This window comes from Nonomuraea sp. NPDC001831, assembly GCF_042892035.1.
Lineage (GTDB): Bacteria > Actinomycetota > Actinomycetes > Streptosporangiales > Streptosporangiaceae > Nonomuraea.
Genome location: NZ_JBIATU010000006.1, coordinates 373,579 through 391,404, shown reverse-complemented (window position 1 = coordinate 391,404; position 17,826 = coordinate 373,579). Strand labels below are relative to the sequence as shown.

Sequence of the window (17,826 nt, the reverse complement as noted above, 5' to 3'; positions counted from 1 at the left end):
TCGTGACCATTGTTTCTGATGGGATGAGTTAGACGGGTTCGGGGGAACGCTTCATGCCGCACGCCCTTCTGCGCGTGCTCGCTTCGACGTCCATCGCGGTCACCGCACTGGCGGGCCCGCCCGCCGCAGCCTCCGGTCATGCCTCGGCTGCGCGCGTCGTCCAGGCGTCGACGGGTGGTCGGGTGATGGCGCGGGAGGTGCCCGCGGTTCCGGAGCCGCCGCCTGCGGTGGTGCGGGTCCCGTCGGGGCCGTCGCCCGCCGTGCGGCCCATGGGGAAGGGGCCGGTGGGGCCGGAACGGCTGGAGATCACCACGCCCGCCGGGACGGGTCTCGCCGACGCCGTTGCTGCCCAGGCCGCTCGGCGGCAGGAACGGCAGGGGCTCGGCCGGCGGGCTCCCGACCCCGCCGCCCTCCTGCCCGACACGACCGGCGCCGCCCCGCTGACCCTCCTGCGCCCGCCCCCGTCCGTCACCAGAGCCCTGGACGCCCTGCGCCTGGCCACCCGCCCCCCGCTCCGCCCGCAGGGAGGCCGCACAATCCGTCCCCAGGGAGGCCGCGCAATCCGCCCCCAGGGAGGCCGCGCGGCCGGTGGGGCTTTGCCGAGGAGGCAAGGGATGACGTATCGGTTGTGTGTGGTGGGGGTGGAGCGGGCGGTGGCGTGTTCGGCGCGCCGGCCCGTCGCCGTGCCGGTCGCCGCGGACGTCACCGGCGACGGCCTCCCCGACCTGGCGGCCGACCTGGTGCCCGCCGCGAACCCCGTGAACGGGGGCATCGGGCTCGGGTTCGCCGTCAGGAGCCTGTCCGGCAAGAGGGTCAGGGCGCTGGTCTGGGCCGAGTACGACGGCAGGGTGACCGTCGGGTTCGACGGCCTGCGCGGCGGCGCCTCACTGTCGGTGCTCGACCGCGGGACGTTCACCATGGACCCGGACGGCCGGACGGTGAGGGCGAACGTCACCCGCGAGGACCCGGGACCGTCCGCCGTCACCCTGGCGGGGCTGACCGGACGCGCGGCGGTGAGCCTGCGCCAGACCCCCGCCACCGAACGGCTCACCGCCGAGGCCACCCTCAACCCACCCACCCCGTCCGCCACCACCAAGCCCTCCAAGCCGGCCGCCATCACCTCGAAGCCCGCCGAACCGGACGCCACCTCTCCGGCGGTCGAGCTGGACGTCACCGCCTCCCGTCCGGCCAGGCTGGACGCGGTCGCCGTCTCCCCGGGCCGCTACACGCAGGCCGTACTGGACCGCATGCCCACCCGCGCCCACGTGCGCCTGTCCGGCGGACGGATGCGCTTCACCGCCCGCGCCCCGATCACCCGCGCCGAGCTGCACGACCACCTCTACCGCGACGGCCGCCTGGCCACGGCGGCCGGCGCCGAGCTGCGCGAGGTGCCCCGCTCCTTCACCGCCGCCCACCTGTCGTCCGGCGGCAGGCAGACCCTGACCGTCGAGTCGTCCGGGCCCGCGCGGGCGGGCTCGGCCAAGGTGCTCCACTACGACCGCGCCGCGTCCAGGACGGTGCTGCGCGCCGAGCTGAGCGGTCTGCCGGCCCGAATCCGGTTGGACGCCGACCCGGCCGCGCACCGCGTCACGCAGACGGCCAGCTCGCCGATCGGCCGCATCGCCGTGGTCCTGCAACGCGGCGGCGGCGCGATCTCCAGCCCCGCCGGCGGCCACGTCACCCTGGTCAGGAACGGCGACGCCACCGGGGTGTCGGCGCTGCTGTCCGGCGTGTCGGGGTTCGACGTCACCTACGGCGGCGCGCCGCACGCCCACCTGACGGCCAGGGCGAGCGGCCGGCCCTTCGTGGTGGCCGGCCTCGACGGGAGACGCCTGGCACGACTGGAGATCTCCAACACGCCCGCCGAGGCCGACCTGTCCCTCGACCCCGCCGCCGGGACGGCCGTCTACCGGGCCGGCGGCGTGATCGACCGGCTCCGGGCGGCCTACGCCGATGTCCGGAGCGGGCCGACGATCGACGGCACGGTCCGCGGGGTGCGTGGGGACGTCAGGACCGCGTGGACGCTGGGCGAACGCTCGACGGTCGAGGTCGCCACGTCCGGCCGGCTCCGCGACCTCCGCCTCTACGCGGCCAGGCCGTACGTCACCACCCTCGACGGCGCCTCGGCCGGGGACGACGTGCGGGTGGCGGTGGAAGGGGCGCCGAAGCGGGCCGAACTGGCCGCCGACACCGCGGCCGGGACCCTCGCCTGGACCGCGAGCGCCCCCGTGGCCAAGGTGTCGGCGCTGGCCAGGATCAGGACGGACGGCCGGGTGCTCAGGGCCGCCGCCGACGTGACCGGCGTCCCGGCCCGCTTCGAGGCCGCCTGGAAGGGCGGCGTCTACCGCTTCCGCGGGCTGTCCGGCCCGGTGGGGTCGGCGGCCCTGGCCGTCGCCAACCACGACGGCGCCACGTCCCCGAACGGCCCGCACCTGGCCGCCCACTACGACCGGGCCGGCGGCGACCTGGACGCGAGCGTGCTGGTCAAGGGCCTGTCGCGGGTCGAGCTCAGCCCGTCCGGCCAGGGGTTCCTGGCCCAGTTTCGCGCCGCCCGGCAGCGGCTCGCCATGGACGCCGACATCGTCCTGGGGGACGTGCGCTTCGGCGTCCTCGGCAGGGTGGGGCCGGTGCCGGGCGACCTGACCGTCGCCGCCACGCCCGAGGGCAGGCTCACCTACTCCGGCTCCCGGCTCGGCGTGACCGCCCGCGCCTGGCTCGGCAGGACCGCCGCGCTGGCCCGCATGCGTCCCGCGCCCGCCGTCGAGGGCGGCCTGTCGCTGGTGGACGGCGGCTGCCCGGCCGGGGGCTGCGGGCCGGGCCCGTTCTGCACGGCGGGACGCGGCTGCTACGGCCTGCAGGGCTACCTCGACGTCACCGGCCTGCCCGGCCAGGTGACGATCGACCCGGCGGGCGGCACGTTCGCCTTCTCCGGCTTCGCGCCCAGGCGCCGGACCCTCGCCCTCCACCTGGACAGCAGCGTGCTCGCGCCGGTCCCGATCAGGGCGCGGGCCACGCTGACCCGGCTGCCGCCGAGGATCACCCGGTTGTCCCTGGGCCCGCTGGACGCCGGGCACGTCGCCTACCGCGTCGAGCCGCCGGCCACGCTCGGCGCGCTCGACGTGCGGGCCGAGGCGGGCGGGCTGCGCGGCCACGTCGCCCTCGACCCGGTGCCGGCCGCCGTGGACGTGCAGGGCGCGTACGGGGCCAGGACCCGGATCCGGGTACGGAACTCCGCGCCGGTCGACCGCCTGACCGCCGAGGTCACCCTGCCCGGCCGGGGCAGCGGCGGGCTGCGGCTGACCGACGTCCCGGCGGCGCTCGGCCTGGACGCCGACGCCTCCGCCGCCGGGCTGAGCGTCCCCGCGCTCACCTACCGGGGCGGCACGAGCACCCTGGACGGCCGGCTGGCCGTGGACGGCCGTCTGGTGGACCCGTCCGGGCGGCTCGGCGGCGTCTCGCTCGCGGTCGAGGACCTGGCCGCCGACACGACGATCCGCCTCAATCCCGACCAGTCGCTCGACCTGGTCTCGAAACCCGGGCCGACGGCCCGGATCGCCGTGGGCGCCGGGTTGCGCGTGGGCCCGGTCCAGCGGCAGCCGATCGCCGTGTCCAAGGAGGTCCCGTACACCTCGGGGTTCCTCACCTACCAGGTCGGCGGGGACTTCGCGCTCGCCGCGAGCGCGGTGCGGGAGGTGTCGCTGGCGGTCCGGCGGGTGTCCTGGTTGCGGGTACGGCCGGGGCGCATCCCGTTCGGGCTCAAGGCGCCGGCCGCGGCCGGGTTCCTCGCGCCCGGCTTCGAGGGCGCCTACGACCGCCTCCGCCTGGCCGCCAAGGGCGTGGACCTGCGGCCGGACGTCTCCCTGCGGGTCAGGCTGAGCAGGAGGATCGGTCCGGACGCCTTCACCGGCTCCCTGCGGCTCACCCGGGCCACCTCGCTCGCCCTGCGCCGCTACGACCAGCGCATGCGCCGCATCGGCGCCCGCCAGGAGATCGCCGCCGCCGGGATCGGGCTCGCCTGCCTCACCGTGGACGCCAAACCCGGCTTCGCCTCCGGCGGCAGGGGCGGCTCGATCACCCTGCGCGGCTCGGACGGCCCGCAGATGGTGTCCTTCCTCGACCCGGGCGGGCAGGCCCCGGACTACGCGGTGGACCTGCTGACCCACTTCATGTCGCCGTTCCCGGACGCCGGCTGGAAGGTGACGGCGGCCACGGCCGGCTCCTGCGCCCGCCCCGGCCGCCCGGAGCCCCGGACGCGGGACCGCTGAGCCGGCTTCACCACGGGCCCCGGTAGCCGGGCGGGGGCGTGACGCCCTCGTACGCCGGCACCGCCCGGCCCGCCAGGAACGCCCGCAGCGTCGCCAGGTACGCCCCCCGCCCCTCGGCGTAGGCGAGCCCGGCGCCGGGGATCGCCCGCCGGACGTCGGTGGCCGCCGACCAGCTCTCCCCGTCGCACGGCCCCTTGACCACCAGGACGGGAGCCGTCACCCGGGCCAGCCCGTCCCGCATCCCAGGCGGTGACGGCCGGTCCACCAGCCGCGCATACCCGCCCGAACCGTCCGACCGGGTCAGGGGCGGCTTCCCGGCGGGCCGGTCCTGCGGGCAGACGGCGGACGCCTCTGCGCGGGCGTCGAGCTCGGCGTCGCCGGCGAACGCGTGCGCCGCCGCCGGTTCGACCCGCAGCAGCGTGTGGACCGCCAGCATCCTGGGGCTGGGCGGGCCGTCGTCCAGCAGCGTCGCGGCACGGGCCCGGTCGAGGCCGGCGGGGGAGGCGAGCACCGCCCTGGACACCGCGTCCGGATGGGCGGACAGGTAGGCCGCCGCGAGCCGGGCGCCCTCGCCGCGAGCGACCAGGTTCAGGCGTCGGGCGCCGATCGCCTGCCGCACCTGCTCCAGGTCCGCCACGTCGCGCCCCACCCCGTACGCGGCCGGGTCCGCCAGCCGCGCCGAACGTCCGGAGCCCACCCGGTCGTAGACGTACACCTCGTGGCCGTCGGCGGCCAGCCGCCGGTAGAACGCCGGATCGGCGGCCAGGTCCGCCAGGCCGGCCGCGCCGGACAGGAAGACCACCGGCTCCGGCCGGGTGACCCGCTTCGGCGCGACCCGTGCGTACGCCAGCCGCGACCCCGTCGGCAGGCGCCACTCGCGCTGCCCGGCCACCGGCGACAGGGCCGCGGCCGGCGCGGGCGGCGGGGTCAGCGTCGCGTCCGCGACCCGCCAGACCACCGCCACCTCCACGGCCAGGATCAGCGCCGCCCGTGACCACCGCCCCCAGGTCGCCCGCGGCCGGGGCACGCACAGCAGCAGCCCGAGGTAGAACACCGCGGCGAACACCGCCAGGCCGGTCACCGCGAACATCGCGGGCCGCGCGCCCACCATCGCCGTCCCGGCCAGCGCGGCCAGCCCGGCGACGGGCGACAGCGCGAGCACCGCGGCGCCCGCCACCATCCCGGCGAAAGACCTCACAAAGGGGACGTTAGCCCCCGACGGGGGAGGGGAGCGAGCGGCCCAGGCGGATGCGCACCCGGTCGCCGGTGCGCAGCGTCTCCCGCACGGTCCACACCCGCTCGTCGATGACGGTGCCGTTCGTGGTCATGTATCCGCCGACCCTGAGCACCGGACGTCCCGAGGCGTCGCCGAGGAGCTGGGCGCGCGACTCGGAGTCGTCGGTGAACAGCACGAGGAAGTCCTCGGCGTCCGCGGGGGCCTCCAGCACCAGGCCGGGGTAGAGATGGGAGGAGGGAACCTCGATCACGTATTCGATCACGCGACCTCCCCTACCCCGTACGCGGGCTTTCAGCTTCCGCCGGCGGAGGATAGCGCTTACCTGGGCTGATGAGGTGAAATATCAGGGTTGCCTACAGCTTGGAGTCCCCCGTGTCCTTGTTCGACCTCCCGATCGAGCAGTTGCGCGCCTACCTCCCCGACCGCGACGAACCCGCCGACTTCGACGACTTCTGGTCCCGTACGCTGGCCGAGGCCGAGGCGTTCGACCCGGCCGCCGAGTTCGTGCCCTACGACCTGCCGCTGAGCGGCGTCGACGTCTACGACGTGTCGTTCGCCGGGTGGGGCGGTCACCGGATCGGCGGCTGGTTCATCCTGCCGCGCGGCGTTCGGGAGCCGGTGCCGTGCGTGATGCACTACATCGGTTACGGCGGCGGGCGCGGGTTCCCGAAGGACCACCTGCTGTGGCCCGCGGCCGGCTACGCGGTGTTCGTGATGGAGACCCGGGGACACGGCGGCGCGAGCCCCACCAGCCCCGGCACGACCGGCGACCCGCACGGCAGCGCCAATGTCCAGGCGCCGGGCATGATGACGCGCGGCATCCTCGACCCCGAGGACTACTACTACCGGCGCGTGTTCACCGACGCGGCCAGGGCGGTCGACGTGGCCGCGGCCCACCCGGCGGTGGACGCCGGGCGCATCGTGGTCTCCGGCGGCAGCCAGGGCGGCGCGATCGCGCAGGCCACGGCCGCCCTGCGCCCGTCGGTGCGGGCCGCGCTGGTGGACGTGCCGTTCCTGACGCACTTCCGGCGGGCTGTGGAGATCACCGACCGGGATCCGTACCAGGAGCTGGTGCGCTTCCTGGCCTCCCGGCGGGAAGGCGCCGACCAGGTGTTCCGCACGCTGTCGTACTTCGACGGCGTCAACTTCGCCGCCCGCGGCCGGGTGCCCGCGCTGTACTCGGTCGCGCTCATGGACTACGTCTGCCCGCCCTCCACGGTCTTCGCCGCCTACAACCACTGGCAGGGGCCGAAGGAGATCACCGTCTGGCCCTGGAACGGGCACGAGGGCGGGTCCGGCTACCAGGCCGAGGAGCAGGTCCGCTACCTGCACAAGCTCCTGGCCGGCTGACCCGGGTACGGGGCCGCCGTACCGGCGTGATCACCGGTACGGCGGCTGCCCGTCACACCGCCTGCGGGGTCACCATGAACGACACGCTCCCCTGCGCGTCGGCCCCGGCGTCGAGGGACTTGTCGTCCAGCACGGTCGCGGCCACGGGATCGAGGTAGACCCGCGCGCCCTCGGTCTCCACCACCTCGTCGGCCGGCTCAGGGGCCGTGGCCAGGGAGAGGGTGAGCGAGTTCGCGCCCTCGCCCTGGGACGAGATGCGGATCCCGCCCTGGGCGGGTTCCGGCGCGGACGCGGTCAGGTCGCGGATCGCCTGGGCTGCGTTGGCTGTCAGGGTGAGCACTACGGCTCCTCCAAACGGTCGACGTACAGAAGTTGCCTGCCATTCCCCTCATCCCGGAGCCCAACCCTCCTTGGCGTTTTCTTTACCGTGAATCCCCGGCCGGTGGACAATCGCGGCATGGACGCCGTCCGGCTGAGGCAGGCCATGGTCGCGGGCCTGCGCGAGCGCCAGGAGATCGCCGACGACGTGGCGGACGCGCTGCTCGCGGTGCCGCGCCACCTGTTCCTGCCCGGCGTCGACCCCCGCACCGCCTACCGCGACGTGCCGATCGTCACCCGGCGGGACGAGCACGGGCTGCCGGTCAGCTCGTCGTCGCAGCCGTCCGTCATGGCGACCATGCTGGGGCAGCTCGGTGTGGAGCCCGGCCATCGGGTGCTGGAGATCGGCGCGGGCACCGGCTACAACGCGGCGCTGCTGGCGCGCCTGGCCGGGCCCGAGGGGCGGGTGGTGAGCCTCGACCTCGACGCCGGCGTCGTGCGGGACGCCCGGCGCAACCTGGCGGTCGCCGGATTCCCGCAGGTCGAGGTGGTGTGCGCGGACGGGGTCGAGGGGTTCGCCGCGGCGGCGCCGTACGACCGGGTGATCGCCACCGTCGGCGTGTGGGACCTGGCTCCCGCCTGGCTCGACCAGCTCGCGCCGGGCGGGCGGCTGGTGGTGCCGCTCGACCTGCGCGGGGTGCAGGTCTCGGTGGCGCTGGAACGTACGGGCGGCCATTGGGCCGGACGTACGGTGGCGCCCTGCGGGTTCATGCGCCTGCGGGGGCCGTCCGCCGGGCCGGAGTCGGTGGTCGTGCTGCGCCGCGACCCCGACCTGTGGCTGGCGCTCCCGGTGGCGCGCGAGCTGGGAGACCTCGTGACCGCCCTGGAAACCGCCCCCACGAACGTCGCCGTCACCTCGCCCGACCCCCTCCCGCAACCGCCCCCGACGGCGGACCCGACGGCAGGACGGGACCCGCTCACGACGACAATCCCGCCAGCGGGACGGGACCCGCTCGCGGAGGCGGGCACGCCAGCGGGACGGGATCCGCTCGCGGAGGCGGGCACGCCAGCGGGACGGGATCCGCTCGCGGAGGCGGGCGCCGACGTGGCGTTGTGGCTGGCGCTGCACGAGCCGCGCTGGTGCATGCTCGGCGGCAACCGGTACGGCGGCTACGGCGGCACCTTCGGCCTCACCGACGGCTCCGCCATCGCCGTACTCGCCTCCAGCGCCTCCCAGGCCTCCGGTCCGTCCGGGCGGAACCCCGACGCCTCCGGTCCGTCCGTGCGGAACGCGGACGCCGCCGATCCGGCGGCCGCGGCGGGTGGTCCGGGGCGCGCCGAACTGGTGGCCGAAGGGTACGGGCCGGGCGGCACGGCGCTGGCCGAGGAACTGGCGGCGCACGTCAGGGCATGGGCCGCCGCGGGCCGCCCCCGCACCACCGACCTACGCCTCACCGCCTACCGCAACCCAGCCCCGGAAAGCGCGGCCCCGGAGGGCCTTGCCTTCGACAGGCCTGTGGCCGAGGGCCGGGCCGTCCGGGGCCCGGGACGGGAGTTCGTCATCGTGAAGCGGCACACCACGCTGGTGCTGGGGTTCGGTTAGACGACCCACTTCCCGTCGAGCATGAGGTCGCGCCCGGCGAGCTCGTTGACCTCGCGCCACGCCTGCACCAGCACCGGCGTGACCCAGAAGTACGTGTACGGGCCACGCGACACCCGCGGGTCGAACCCGGTCTTCACCGCGAACGCGTCGCCGACGTCGCCGGGGATCGTGGCGGCCGGCTGCGCGGTCACGGTGCCGTGGATGAGGACGACGTCCCTGGTCAGGCCCAGGCCGAGGCGCACGGTGCCGCCGTCGAGCAGGTTGCGGGCCGTGGGCGTGGCGTCGGCGGTGGAGAGCAGGAGGCGGTGCCCGTCCCACAGGAACGACAGCGGCGTCATGTACGGGCCGCCGTCGCCCGCCGTGGCCACCCAGACGTCGACGTCGTGTTCGAGCCGGTCGAGCGTGTCCCGCTTGCGCTGCTCCGGTGATCGGGCCGGTGGCGTCATCCTTCTCCTCGCACTCTTCGGCGGCCGGGTCGGCCGCGGCACGTCCGTCAACATGATGACGGCTCCCGGCGGCGGCCCGCGACTCCCGCCCAGGGGGTGCGACGCGGCGCGCCTGAGGGGGAAGTCGTGAGCGTCTGGTTACTCTCTGTGTCGGAGAAGTGTCACCATGTCATAGGAAACCTCATGCGTACTCGTCTGACCATGCTGCTGGCCGCCGCGGCCGTCGTCGCCCTGTCCGGGTGCGGCGAAAGCGCCACCACCAACACCGCGGGGCTGGCGCCGCGGACCGACGCTCAGCCGTCCGAGCAGGACAGGACCTGGATGGCGGCCATCCACCAGGGGAACCTGGCCGAGATCGAGGCGGGCCGCCTGGCCGAGAAGAAGGGCGCCACCGACCAGGTCAAGTCGATCGGCCGGATGCTCGTCGACGACCACACCCAGTTCGACAAGAAGGTGACCGAGACCGCGAGCCAGCTCGCCATCCAGCTGCCCGCCGCGCCGAACTCCGCCCAGGCCGCCCTGGCCAAGCGCCTGCAGGACGCCAAGGGCAAGGAGTTCGACAAGGAGTTCGTCGTCGGCATGGTCAAGGCCCACAAGACGGCGATCGAGGCCACCAAGGAGGAGATCTCCAAGGGCTCCTCGCCGGCGGTGGTGGCGCTGGCCAAGTCCGCGTCCCCGACGCTGCAGGAGCACCTCAAGGCGCTGAAGAAGGCGCAGGAAGACTACTGACGGGGGCGTCGGCGATGCCCGACGGCGCGGGCGCTCCGCCCGCGCTCGACTCCTTCGCCCGCGTCGCGGCGCGCGTGCTGGCCGGGCTCCGGCACGGCCGCGCGCTGCACCGGCGCGGGCTGCTCCTGGCGGGCACGCTGACGGTCGAGGCGGCGCCGCTGGGGGAGCCGGGCGAGCACGAGGTGCGGGCCCGGCTGTCCAAGGGGCTGTCCCTGCCGGGCCGGCTGCCCGACGTGCTGGGGCTGGCCGTGCGCCTGCCGAACGGGGTGGACCTGCTGCTGTCCACCGGCGCGGGTCCTGTGCCGGTGCCACGCCGCACCTTCACGTCGGGGCCGTACTCCAGCCTCACGGCGTACGTGTACGGAACCGGCCGGTACCGGCTGGTCGCCCGGCCGGAGGGGGAGCGCGTGCCCGCCGATCCCGCGCTGCTGCCCGGCGCGCTGGCCCGCGGCCCGCTGCTGTTCCACCTGTGGGCGGGCGGTCGCTACCTGGCCCGCCTGCGCCTGCACACCGCGCTGCCCGGTGCGGACCTGACCTTCGACCCCGTGCTCAACAGCGCCCCCTGCCTGCGTCCGGCCGGATGGACGGCCAGGCTGCGGCGGGCCGCCTACGCGGGCTCCCGGGAGGGCCGCGGCGTGCCTCCGCCGTAGGCCTGTCCATGGCAAAGACTGGCCGACCCATGTGTGCAAATGCGACTCTCTGGGGTATTTGTCCTTTTTGAACCAGGACGAACAATCGGGGGGATCGTCGTGGCTATGCAAACAGAGATCCGGAGCCTGCTCGAGTGCCATGTGATCGGGTCGGACGGACAGTCGATCGGCAAGGTGGGCCAGGTCTACCTCAGTGACCGCACCGGCGAGCCGGAGTGGGTGACCGTGCGCACGGGGTTCTTCGGCATGAAGCAGACCTTCGTGCCGCTGGCCAACGCCCGCCGTTCCGGGGACGAGATCAGGGTCCCCTTCGACAAGGAGATGATCAAGGGCGCGCCCAACATCGACGTGGACGGCCGCCTGTCGCTGGAGGAGGAGGCCGAGCTCTACCGGTACTACGGCATGCAGCCGTCCACCATCCCGTCCCAGCGCTCGCCCGCCGCGGGGGAGCGGCAGGCCGAGCGGGCCACCGGAGAGCCCCGCACGGCCGGGGAACGCGGCATGCGTCCGGGCATGACCGGCCAGCCGCCGACCGGCCAGGCAGGCGCGATGGGCCAGCCGGGGCAGCCGGGCCGGATGCGCGGCCGGGACGTCGGCGACCGCGACATCGACATGACCACGTCCGAGGAGCAGCTCCACATCGGCAAGGAGAGCCGCGAGAGCGGGCACGTCCGGCTGCGCAAGTACGTCGAGACCGAGAACGTCCAGGAGAGGGTGCCGCTCGCGCACGAGGAGGTCGTGATCGAGCGCGAGCCCATCAGGGACGGCGAGCCCGGCACGTACGAGATCGGCGAGGACGAGCAGCAGATCACCCTGCACGAGGAGCGGCCGGTGATCGGCAAGGAGACCAGGCCGGTCGAGCACATCCGCGTGCACAAGGAGCGCGTCGAGCACGAGGAGACCGTCGAGGGCCAGGTCAGGAGGGAACGCCTGGAGGTCGACGAGGACGGCGACGCGCGCGAGCACACCCGCAACCGCAACCGCGGGGACGACCTCCCGCCCAAGCGGTAGGAGACCGCACCCGGTCCCACGCGGGGGCGCCCACGCGCCCCCGCCTCACCACGCCCGCATGCGGGGGCGCCCGGCAGTCAGGACGCGCCGTCGGCCTGACCGGCGTTCAGAGGAACCGACTCGTGGCCGGCGTTCAGAGGAACCGACTCATGGCCGGCGTTCAGGGGAACCGGCTCGTGGCCGGCGTCCGAGGGAACCGGCCCCTGCCTGGCGTCCGGGGGGACCGACCAGCTGGGGCGGGCGTTGAGGGTGGCCGGCTCGAAGCCCGCGAGCTGCTTGTAGTGCAGCGCGATCTTCTCCAGCGTGTCCCTGGGGATGACCTCCTCGATGTCGGCGAACCCGTCGGGGGCGCGTTCGTGCACCAGCCTCAGGACGACCTCGGGCCCGTCCTCGCGGTTGGCCAGCACGATCCGGTTCGTGACCGGCCGCCGCCGGCTCTCGTAGAACTCCAGGCCCTGGCCGGTGGCCAGCGCGTGGGCCAGCACGCGGGCGTCGATGACGGCCTGCGTGCCGCCGTTGGACCCCGTCGGGTACATCGGGTGCGCGGCGTCGCCCATCAGCGTCACCGTCCCCGACGACCAGTACGGCAACGGGTCGCGGTCCACCAGCGGGTACTCGTACGCCTTGTCGGCCGAGGCGATGAGACCGGGGATGTCGAGGGCGTCGGAGCGCACGTCGGCCACGTGGTGCAGGAACTTGCCGATCTCCACCTCCCGGTTCCAGTCGCCCCTCGGGACGGTCTCGGGGGCCCGGTGCTGGATGGCCCAGTTGACGAGCTGCGTGCCGTCCGGGTCCGGCGGCGCGATGGGGTAGATGACGATCTTCTGGGTACCGTCGCCTGCCATGATCATGGATCGGCCGGTCAGGAACGGCCGGGCGCGCGACGTGCCGCGCCACAACACGTGACCGCCCCACAACGGCTCGCCCTCGCCGGGGAACAGCGCGGCCCGGACGCCGGAGCGGATGCCGTCGGCGCCGACGAGCAGGTCGGCGTCGTGGTCGAGGCCGGTGACGGGGGAGCCGGTCACCACGGCGTCCGGGCCGAGCCGCTCGCGTACGGCGTCGAGGAGCAGGAGCTGCAGCCGGCCGCGGTGGATCGAGTACTGGGGCCAGGCGTGGCCCGCGGCCCGGCCGCGCGGCTCGGTCCAGATGCGCTGCCCGCGCCGGGTGACGAAGGTCAGGTCGGCCGTCTCGACGCCGACGCGGGCCAGCCGGTCGCCCAGGCCGAGCTCGATGAGCTCGCGCACGGCGTGCGGCAGCAGGTTGATGCCCACGCCGAGCGGCCGGATCTCCTTGACGGCCTCGTGCACGGTCACGTCCGTGATGCCGGCCGCGTGCAGGCTGAGGGCGGCGGTGAGCCCGGCGATGCCCGCCCCGGCGATGACCACCCGCTTCGGACGCCGTCCCGCGAGGCCCGTCATGAGGAGCCGCCGGGAAGGAGCAGGGCCGAGACGTCGAACGGCGCCTCCAGGTAGCCGTTGCCCTTGAACTCCAGCATGACGTCGGCCACCCGCTGCAACCGGGCCTTCTCGACGGTGGTGGAGTAGCCGCCCAGCGTCATCAGGTCGGCCGTCGCCTTGTCGATCTTCGTGTACTTGAGCAGCGCGGCCTTGGCCTGGGCCGGGTCGGCGATCGCCACGTCCACCGCCTTGCGCAGGCCGCGCTGGAAGGCGGCCACCGTGCGCGGATTGTCGGCCGCGAAGCCCTCGGTGGTCAGGTAACCGGCCATCGGGAAGTCGGCGGTCGCGCCGGTGAACAGGTCCGACAGGCTGCGCGCCCCGCTGGTGGCGGCCGCGGTCTGCCAGAACGGCTCGGGCAGCACGGCGGCGTCCACGTCGCCGTTGGCCAGGGCGCCGGCCATCTGCGGGAAGGGCCGTTCGACGAAGGTGATGTCGGCGGGCGCCACGCCGGCGGGCTTGAGCAGCGCGCTCACGGCCAGGGTGGCGACGTTGCCGAGGGTGTTGACGCCGACCTTCCTGCCCTTGAGGTCGGCCAGCCTTGTGACGGGCGAGTCCTTGCGCGTCATGAGGACGAAGTTGCCAGGCTTGGCCGCGTAGGCGTCGCCGACGACCTTCAACCGGCCCACGCCGCGCGCGGCGGCCAGGATCGCCGAGACGTAGTTGCTGTGCAGGACGTCGAGCTTGCCGCTGATCAGGTCGGGCATCGCGGCGGCCCCGCCCTGGATCACGACGGGCTTGACGGTCAGCCCCTCCGCCGCGAAGAACCCCTTGTCGATGGCGATCTGCACGGGCGCGACCTCGGGAAGGGCCAGCATGCCGAGGTTCAGCACGGCCTTCTCCGGCCCGCCGGACGACGGCCGGGGATCCGCCCCGCCGCATCCGGTCATCGCCAGGGCGAGGGCGACCGCCGCGAGTAACAGACGCATGAAAACGCTCCCAGAGAGTCGAGTTCGCGAACAAAAGCGTGCCGGGGAAAAGGAACAGCCGTCCGGCAATCTTCCGCATTCCCGGGCGGCTTCATTCGGTCGCGCCATAATGCGCCACCAACCGGCGTTCCAGAACCAGGAAAACCTGATTGAGCAGATAACCCAGAACGCCGAGCACGGTGACGGCCGCCCACATGCCCGGCAGGTCGAAGGAACGCTGCGCGGCGCGCAACCGGAAACCGACGCCGTCGGTGGCGAAGAACTCGGCGATCACCATGAGGATGAGCGCGAGCGACAGGCTGAGCCGCAGCCCGGCCAGGATCTTCGGGGCCGCCGCGGGCAGCACGACCCGCAGCAGGCGCTGCCCGGCCGACAGCCTGAAGACCTGCGCGGTGTCCAGGTGGAGCCGGTCCACGTTGCGGGCGCCGTCGGCGGCGTTAAGAAGCACCGGCCAGACGATGCCGCACGCGATGGCCGCGACCTGCATGAGCGTGCCGGTCGAGAACAGCGCCAGGAACACCGGCAGCAGCGCGGGCGGCGGCAGCGCCCGGCAGAACTGCACCGCCGGGTCCACGAACCTGGACAGCAGCGGCGAGCGGCCCATGGCGACCCCGGCCGCCACGCCCGCGACGCCGGCCAGCACCCAGCCGGTCAGCAGCCGGCCCAGGCTGTGGGAGAGGTCGTCCAGGGCCGTCCGGGTGATCCACAGCTCGCGCAGGCGCAGCGCGATCGTGGACGGCGGCGGGAAGTAGGGGTTGCCCGCCGCCCTGGTGGCCAGCTCCCAGAGGGCCACGACGACGGGCACGGCCCACAGCCGGGCCACGGATCTGATCATCGTGCCGCTCCCGTCAGCGTCGTGTGCCAGCGCAGCAGCCGGCGGAAGGCGTGGGCGAGCAGGGCGTTGGTGAGCAGGCCGAGCGCGCCGGCCCACAGGGTGGCGGCGATGGTCAGCCGCAGGCCGTCCGGGCTGCTCTCGGCCACGATGATGAAGTGGCCGATGCCGCCGGCGCCGGCCAGCAGCTCGGTGCTGACGGCCAGGATCAGGGCGATGGCCGCGGCCACCCGCACGCCGGTCGCCACGAAGGGGGCCGCGCTCGGCAGGCTGACCCGCCACAGGACGGCCCGCGGGCCGAAGCCGAAGGCCCGCATCGTCTCCTTGGCCAGCGGGTCGACCTCGCGCAGCCCGTACATGGTGTTGAGCAGGACGGGCCAGGTCGCGGCGTACACGATCATCGCGACCTCGGTCTCCAGCCGGCCGGTGAAGACGAACGCGGCCAGCGGGATGAGCGCCACCGAGGGGATGGGCCGCAGGAACTCCAGGACGGGACGCAGGGCCCGCTCGACCGGCGGCAGGCTGCCCAGCAGCAGCCCGGCGGGCACGGCCACCGCCACGGCGGTCAGCAGCCCGAGCGCCCACGCGCCGCAGGTGGCCAGCACGTCGGCCAGGAACGCGGGGTCGGCGGCGAGCCCGGCGGCGGTGGCCAGGACCGCCGAGGCGAGCGGCAGCTCCAGCTGGGAGACGAGCCCGAGGCGGCCGGCCGCCTCGGCGGCGCACAGCAGCGCGACGGTGCCCGTCACGCCGCACACGACGGCGTTGTCGAAGGGGCGGGAGGGGATCAGGCGCACGGCGACGCCTCGGCGCCGGGGGAATGGGGCGGCAATTTATCGGCTCTCCGGAACATCGGTCCGGCCATTCGTCACCGCGGCAGGCCGGAAGGCGGGCAGAGCGGAACGGAAGTCACAGTAACCGAGCCGCGCCTTTCTGCCCGGCCGGGAAAACTCCGGTCACGAGAAGTCCGCCGGGTCCGGCGTCACATTCCGTGAACTCCCGCCATTTCGGCCCGCCGGATCATGCGCATTTTCCGGCCGGGTTCAGCGTCCGTAGAGTTCGAGTTCGTTGAGCATGCTGCAGGAGTCGCCGATCTCGGCGTCGCAGTCGTCCGTCGGCTCGGTGACGATCATGACGTGCGGGCCGGTGCGGGCCACCGTGTGGTAGCGCATGGCGTAGTCGGTCCGGTCCTCGACCGTGACGACGGGCTCGCCCCAGGAGCGGCCGTCGGCGGAGACGTACACGCGGGCGCCGGCCGGGTACCCGGGGCGCAGGCTGAGGCCGATCCGGTTGATCGCGTATGGGCGGTCGAGGTGCAGGACGTACCGGCCGGGGCCGGCGGCGACGGCGCTGGACCAGTAGTCGGTGCTGCCGTCGAAGGCGGCCGCCGGGCCGGTGCGCGGCCGGCCGGGGCGGGTCCACCGCAAGTCGGTCTCGACCGTGAGCGCGCCGCGGCGGTACAGGGCGGCCAGGTCGAGCAGGTCGGGGCCGGGGGGCGTGACGGTGAACAGCCGGCGCTTGATCGCGTACCAGCCGCCGTTCTCGAACTTGCCGTGGGCCGGGCAGGCCGTCTCGTTGAGCAGCCCGTCGGGGCGCACCCCGGGCAGCTTGCAGTTGTCGAACACCTGGATCAGCCGGTGCGGGCCGACCGCGGCCACGGCGGTGTAGCCCGAGGAGCCGTGCACGTCCCGCACGCCGTCGCTGTTGCGGTACGTCACCGTCTGCTGCCGCCACTCCTCGCCGATCCCGTCGGGGGCGATGGCCAGCCAGTTGTGCGGACGCCCGGCGCTGAGCACGAGCACGCCGTCCGGCATCAGCAGCAGCCGCGGCGCCACGCCGCGCACCAGGCAGTCCTGGCCGTCGATGCGCAGCGGCCGGACCGGCGACCAGGTGCGGCCGCCGTCGGAGGAGCGGCTCTGGTGCAGCGTGGACGGCGGCTCGCCGTCCCGGCGCAGCACCGCCAGCAGGGAGCCGTCGAGCGTCTGGGCCAGGGCGGCCTCGTTGTAGACGAACGGGCCCTGGGGCGGCGCGATCACGCCGCGCCTGGCGAACGTGCGGCCGCCGTCGTCGCTGGCGAACACCTCCGGCTGGTAGGACTCGGTGTCGCCCTGGCGGATGTAGGCCGTGAACAGGATCGTGCCGTCGGCGAGCTGGATCGGCAGGCCGTGCGCGGCCCCGCCGGAGGCGGCGGCGTCGGGGGAGGAGACCGTGGCGTCCCAGCGCACCCAGCTCTCGTCGCGGGCCGAGGCGGAGGCCGAGGCGGCGGACAGCACGCCCAGCTTGGCGGTGCCCGGCCCGGAGCGCCGCAGGTAGTACTCCAGGGCCAGCAGCCGGCCGTCGCGCAGCTCGATCGGCGCCTCCCGCAGCGGCGTGGGGTTGCTCGGGCCGAACGTGACGCCGCCGTCGTCGGAGGTCGCCGACTCGCTGGAGAGGGTGACGACCTTGTCCACGTTGGTGGCGTAGGTGACCAGCAGCTTCCTGACCGGAGCGCCGTCGCGGCCCACCGTGTCCAGCGCCGCCACGCTCGGGAACCCGGCGAAGTCGAGCCGCTGCTCCGACGACGGCTCGCGCTCGGCCGGCGTCGGGTACGGGTAAATCCACCGCGGTGAGACATCAGTGTCGATCAGGTAAGGCCCCTCCGGAACCGACTTGCCGGTGAACTCCGGCAGACGGCAGAACGTCTCGCCGGCGTGCGTGACCCCATGGGCCGCGGGCAGCCCGGCGGCCAGGAACACCGCCGCCAGCGCGGCTCTGGGCATCGCCACCGGGGACTCCTTCCTCTTGTGGCCGCTCGCGGGCGGCCGCCTCGCGACGGGCGAGGCCATGCCTTGTCTCTGCCCCCTCCGGCCCCTTGTTTCACCTGCGTCCCAGGGTTGCCAAGCGTGGATCCGATAGGTATTCGTTAAGTGTCAGTTGACAGCGACGGGCCGCGACCCGAGGATCAGAGCTGCAGGATTAAGTGTCAATTTACGTAGGAGGGACCTTCGGGTCTGGAGGTGGCC

15 protein-coding genes are annotated in these 17,826 nt (G+C 74.3%); 6 read left to right on the top strand and 9 right to left on the bottom strand.

Features of this window, described 5'->3' with window-relative positions:
• The first annotated feature begins 614 nt into the window (after positions 1-614).
• Entirely contained in the window at positions 615-4,265 is a 3,651-nt protein-coding gene (locus ACFYYW_RS22435; RefSeq protein ID WP_387651037.1) for a hypothetical protein, read from the top strand.
• 7 nt (positions 4,266-4,272) lie between these two features.
• On the opposite strand, the gene ACFYYW_RS22430 is transcribed toward ACFYYW_RS22435, so the two are convergent.
• Positions 4,273-5,463, bottom strand: coding sequence for an alpha/beta hydrolase (locus ACFYYW_RS22430; protein WP_387651035.1), 1,191 nt, complete (start codon positions 5,461-5,463; stop codon positions 4,273-4,275).
• Between the two features lie 10 nt (positions 5,464-5,473).
• The gene (locus tag ACFYYW_RS22425) at positions 5,474-5,764 is read right to left on the bottom strand and encodes a hypothetical protein (RefSeq protein WP_352327977.1); all 291 of its coding nucleotides are present in this window, start codon (positions 5,762-5,764) and stop codon (positions 5,474-5,476) included.
• 110 nt (positions 5,765-5,874) lie between these two features.
• Here ACFYYW_RS22425 and ACFYYW_RS22420 point away from each other — a divergent pair, with 110 nt between their 5' ends.
• The gene (locus tag ACFYYW_RS22420; protein ID WP_352327978.1) at positions 5,875-6,852 is read left to right on the top strand and encodes an alpha/beta fold hydrolase; all 978 of its coding nucleotides are present in this window, start codon (positions 5,875-5,877) and stop codon (positions 6,850-6,852) included.
• A gap of 52 nt (positions 6,853-6,904) precedes the next feature.
• Here the strand turns inward: ACFYYW_RS22420 and ACFYYW_RS22415 are convergent, their stop codons facing one another.
• A complete protein-coding gene (locus ACFYYW_RS22415; protein WP_352327979.1) occupies positions 6,905-7,192 on the bottom strand; it encodes an iron-sulfur cluster biosynthesis family protein in 288 nt (95 codons plus the stop codon).
• Positions 7,193-7,309: 117 nt separating this feature from the next.
• Here ACFYYW_RS22415 and ACFYYW_RS22410 point away from each other — a divergent pair, with 117 nt between their 5' ends.
• A complete protein-coding gene (locus ACFYYW_RS22410) occupies positions 7,310-8,773 on the top strand; it encodes a methyltransferase domain-containing protein (protein WP_387651032.1) in 1,464 nt (487 codons plus the stop codon).
• Here the strand turns inward: ACFYYW_RS22410 and ACFYYW_RS22405 are convergent.
• Positions 8,770-9,219 (bottom strand): pyridoxamine 5'-phosphate oxidase family protein, encoded by a 450-nt coding sequence (locus ACFYYW_RS22405; protein WP_387651030.1) that lies wholly within the window; start codon positions 9,217-9,219, stop codon positions 8,770-8,772. The two genes, ACFYYW_RS22410 and ACFYYW_RS22405, sit on opposite strands and share 4 nt — an antisense overlap.
• Before the next feature lie 183 nt (positions 9,220-9,402).
• Here ACFYYW_RS22405 and ACFYYW_RS22400 point away from each other — a divergent pair, with 183 nt between their 5' ends.
• The 3 genes from ACFYYW_RS22400 to ACFYYW_RS22390 all read left to right on the top strand — a co-directional run bounded on the left by ACFYYW_RS22400 (position 9,403) and on the right by ACFYYW_RS22390 (position 11,609).
• On the top strand, positions 9,403-9,948 hold the full coding sequence (locus ACFYYW_RS22400; protein WP_352327982.1) for a DUF4142 domain-containing protein: 546 nt from the start codon (positions 9,403-9,405) through the stop codon (positions 9,946-9,948).
• 14 nt (positions 9,949-9,962) lie between these two features.
• A complete protein-coding gene (locus ACFYYW_RS22395; protein WP_387651029.1) occupies positions 9,963-10,598 on the top strand; it encodes a hypothetical protein in 636 nt (211 codons plus the stop codon).
• A 105-nt stretch (positions 10,599-10,703) separates the two neighbouring features.
• The gene (locus tag ACFYYW_RS22390; RefSeq protein WP_387651027.1) at positions 10,704-11,609 is read left to right on the top strand and encodes a DUF2382 domain-containing protein; all 906 of its coding nucleotides are present in this window, start codon (positions 10,704-10,706) and stop codon (positions 11,607-11,609) included.
• Positions 11,610-11,686: 77 nt separating this feature from the next.
• Here ACFYYW_RS22390 and ACFYYW_RS22385 read toward each other — a convergent pair whose 3' ends face one another.
• The 5 genes from ACFYYW_RS22385 to ACFYYW_RS22365 form a co-directional block, all read right to left on the bottom strand.
• Positions 11,687-13,030: a flavin-dependent oxidoreductase gene (locus tag ACFYYW_RS22385; protein ID WP_387651026.1), complete on the bottom strand. Its 1,344-nt coding sequence runs from the start codon at positions 13,028-13,030 to the stop codon at positions 11,687-11,689.
• Positions 13,027-13,995: an ABC transporter substrate-binding protein gene (locus tag ACFYYW_RS22380; RefSeq protein ID WP_387651024.1), complete on the bottom strand. Its 969-nt coding sequence runs from the start codon at positions 13,993-13,995 to the stop codon at positions 13,027-13,029. The genes ACFYYW_RS22385 and ACFYYW_RS22380 overlap by 4 nt, the downstream gene beginning before the upstream one ends.
• A gap of 91 nt (positions 13,996-14,086) precedes the next feature.
• Positions 14,087-14,830, bottom strand: a complete 744-nt coding sequence (locus ACFYYW_RS22375; protein WP_387651022.1) for an ABC transporter permease — start codon at positions 14,828-14,830, stop codon at positions 14,087-14,089.
• Positions 14,827-15,621: an ABC transporter permease gene (locus tag ACFYYW_RS22370; RefSeq protein WP_387651021.1), complete on the bottom strand. Its 795-nt coding sequence runs from the start codon at positions 15,619-15,621 to the stop codon at positions 14,827-14,829. The genes ACFYYW_RS22375 and ACFYYW_RS22370 overlap by 4 nt, the downstream gene beginning before the upstream one ends.
• Before the next feature lie 246 nt (positions 15,622-15,867).
• Positions 15,868-17,583 (bottom strand): exo-alpha-sialidase, encoded by a 1,716-nt coding sequence (locus tag ACFYYW_RS22365; RefSeq protein ID WP_387651269.1) that lies wholly within the window; start codon positions 17,581-17,583, stop codon positions 15,868-15,870.
• Between the last annotated feature and the right edge of the window lie 243 nt (positions 17,584-17,826).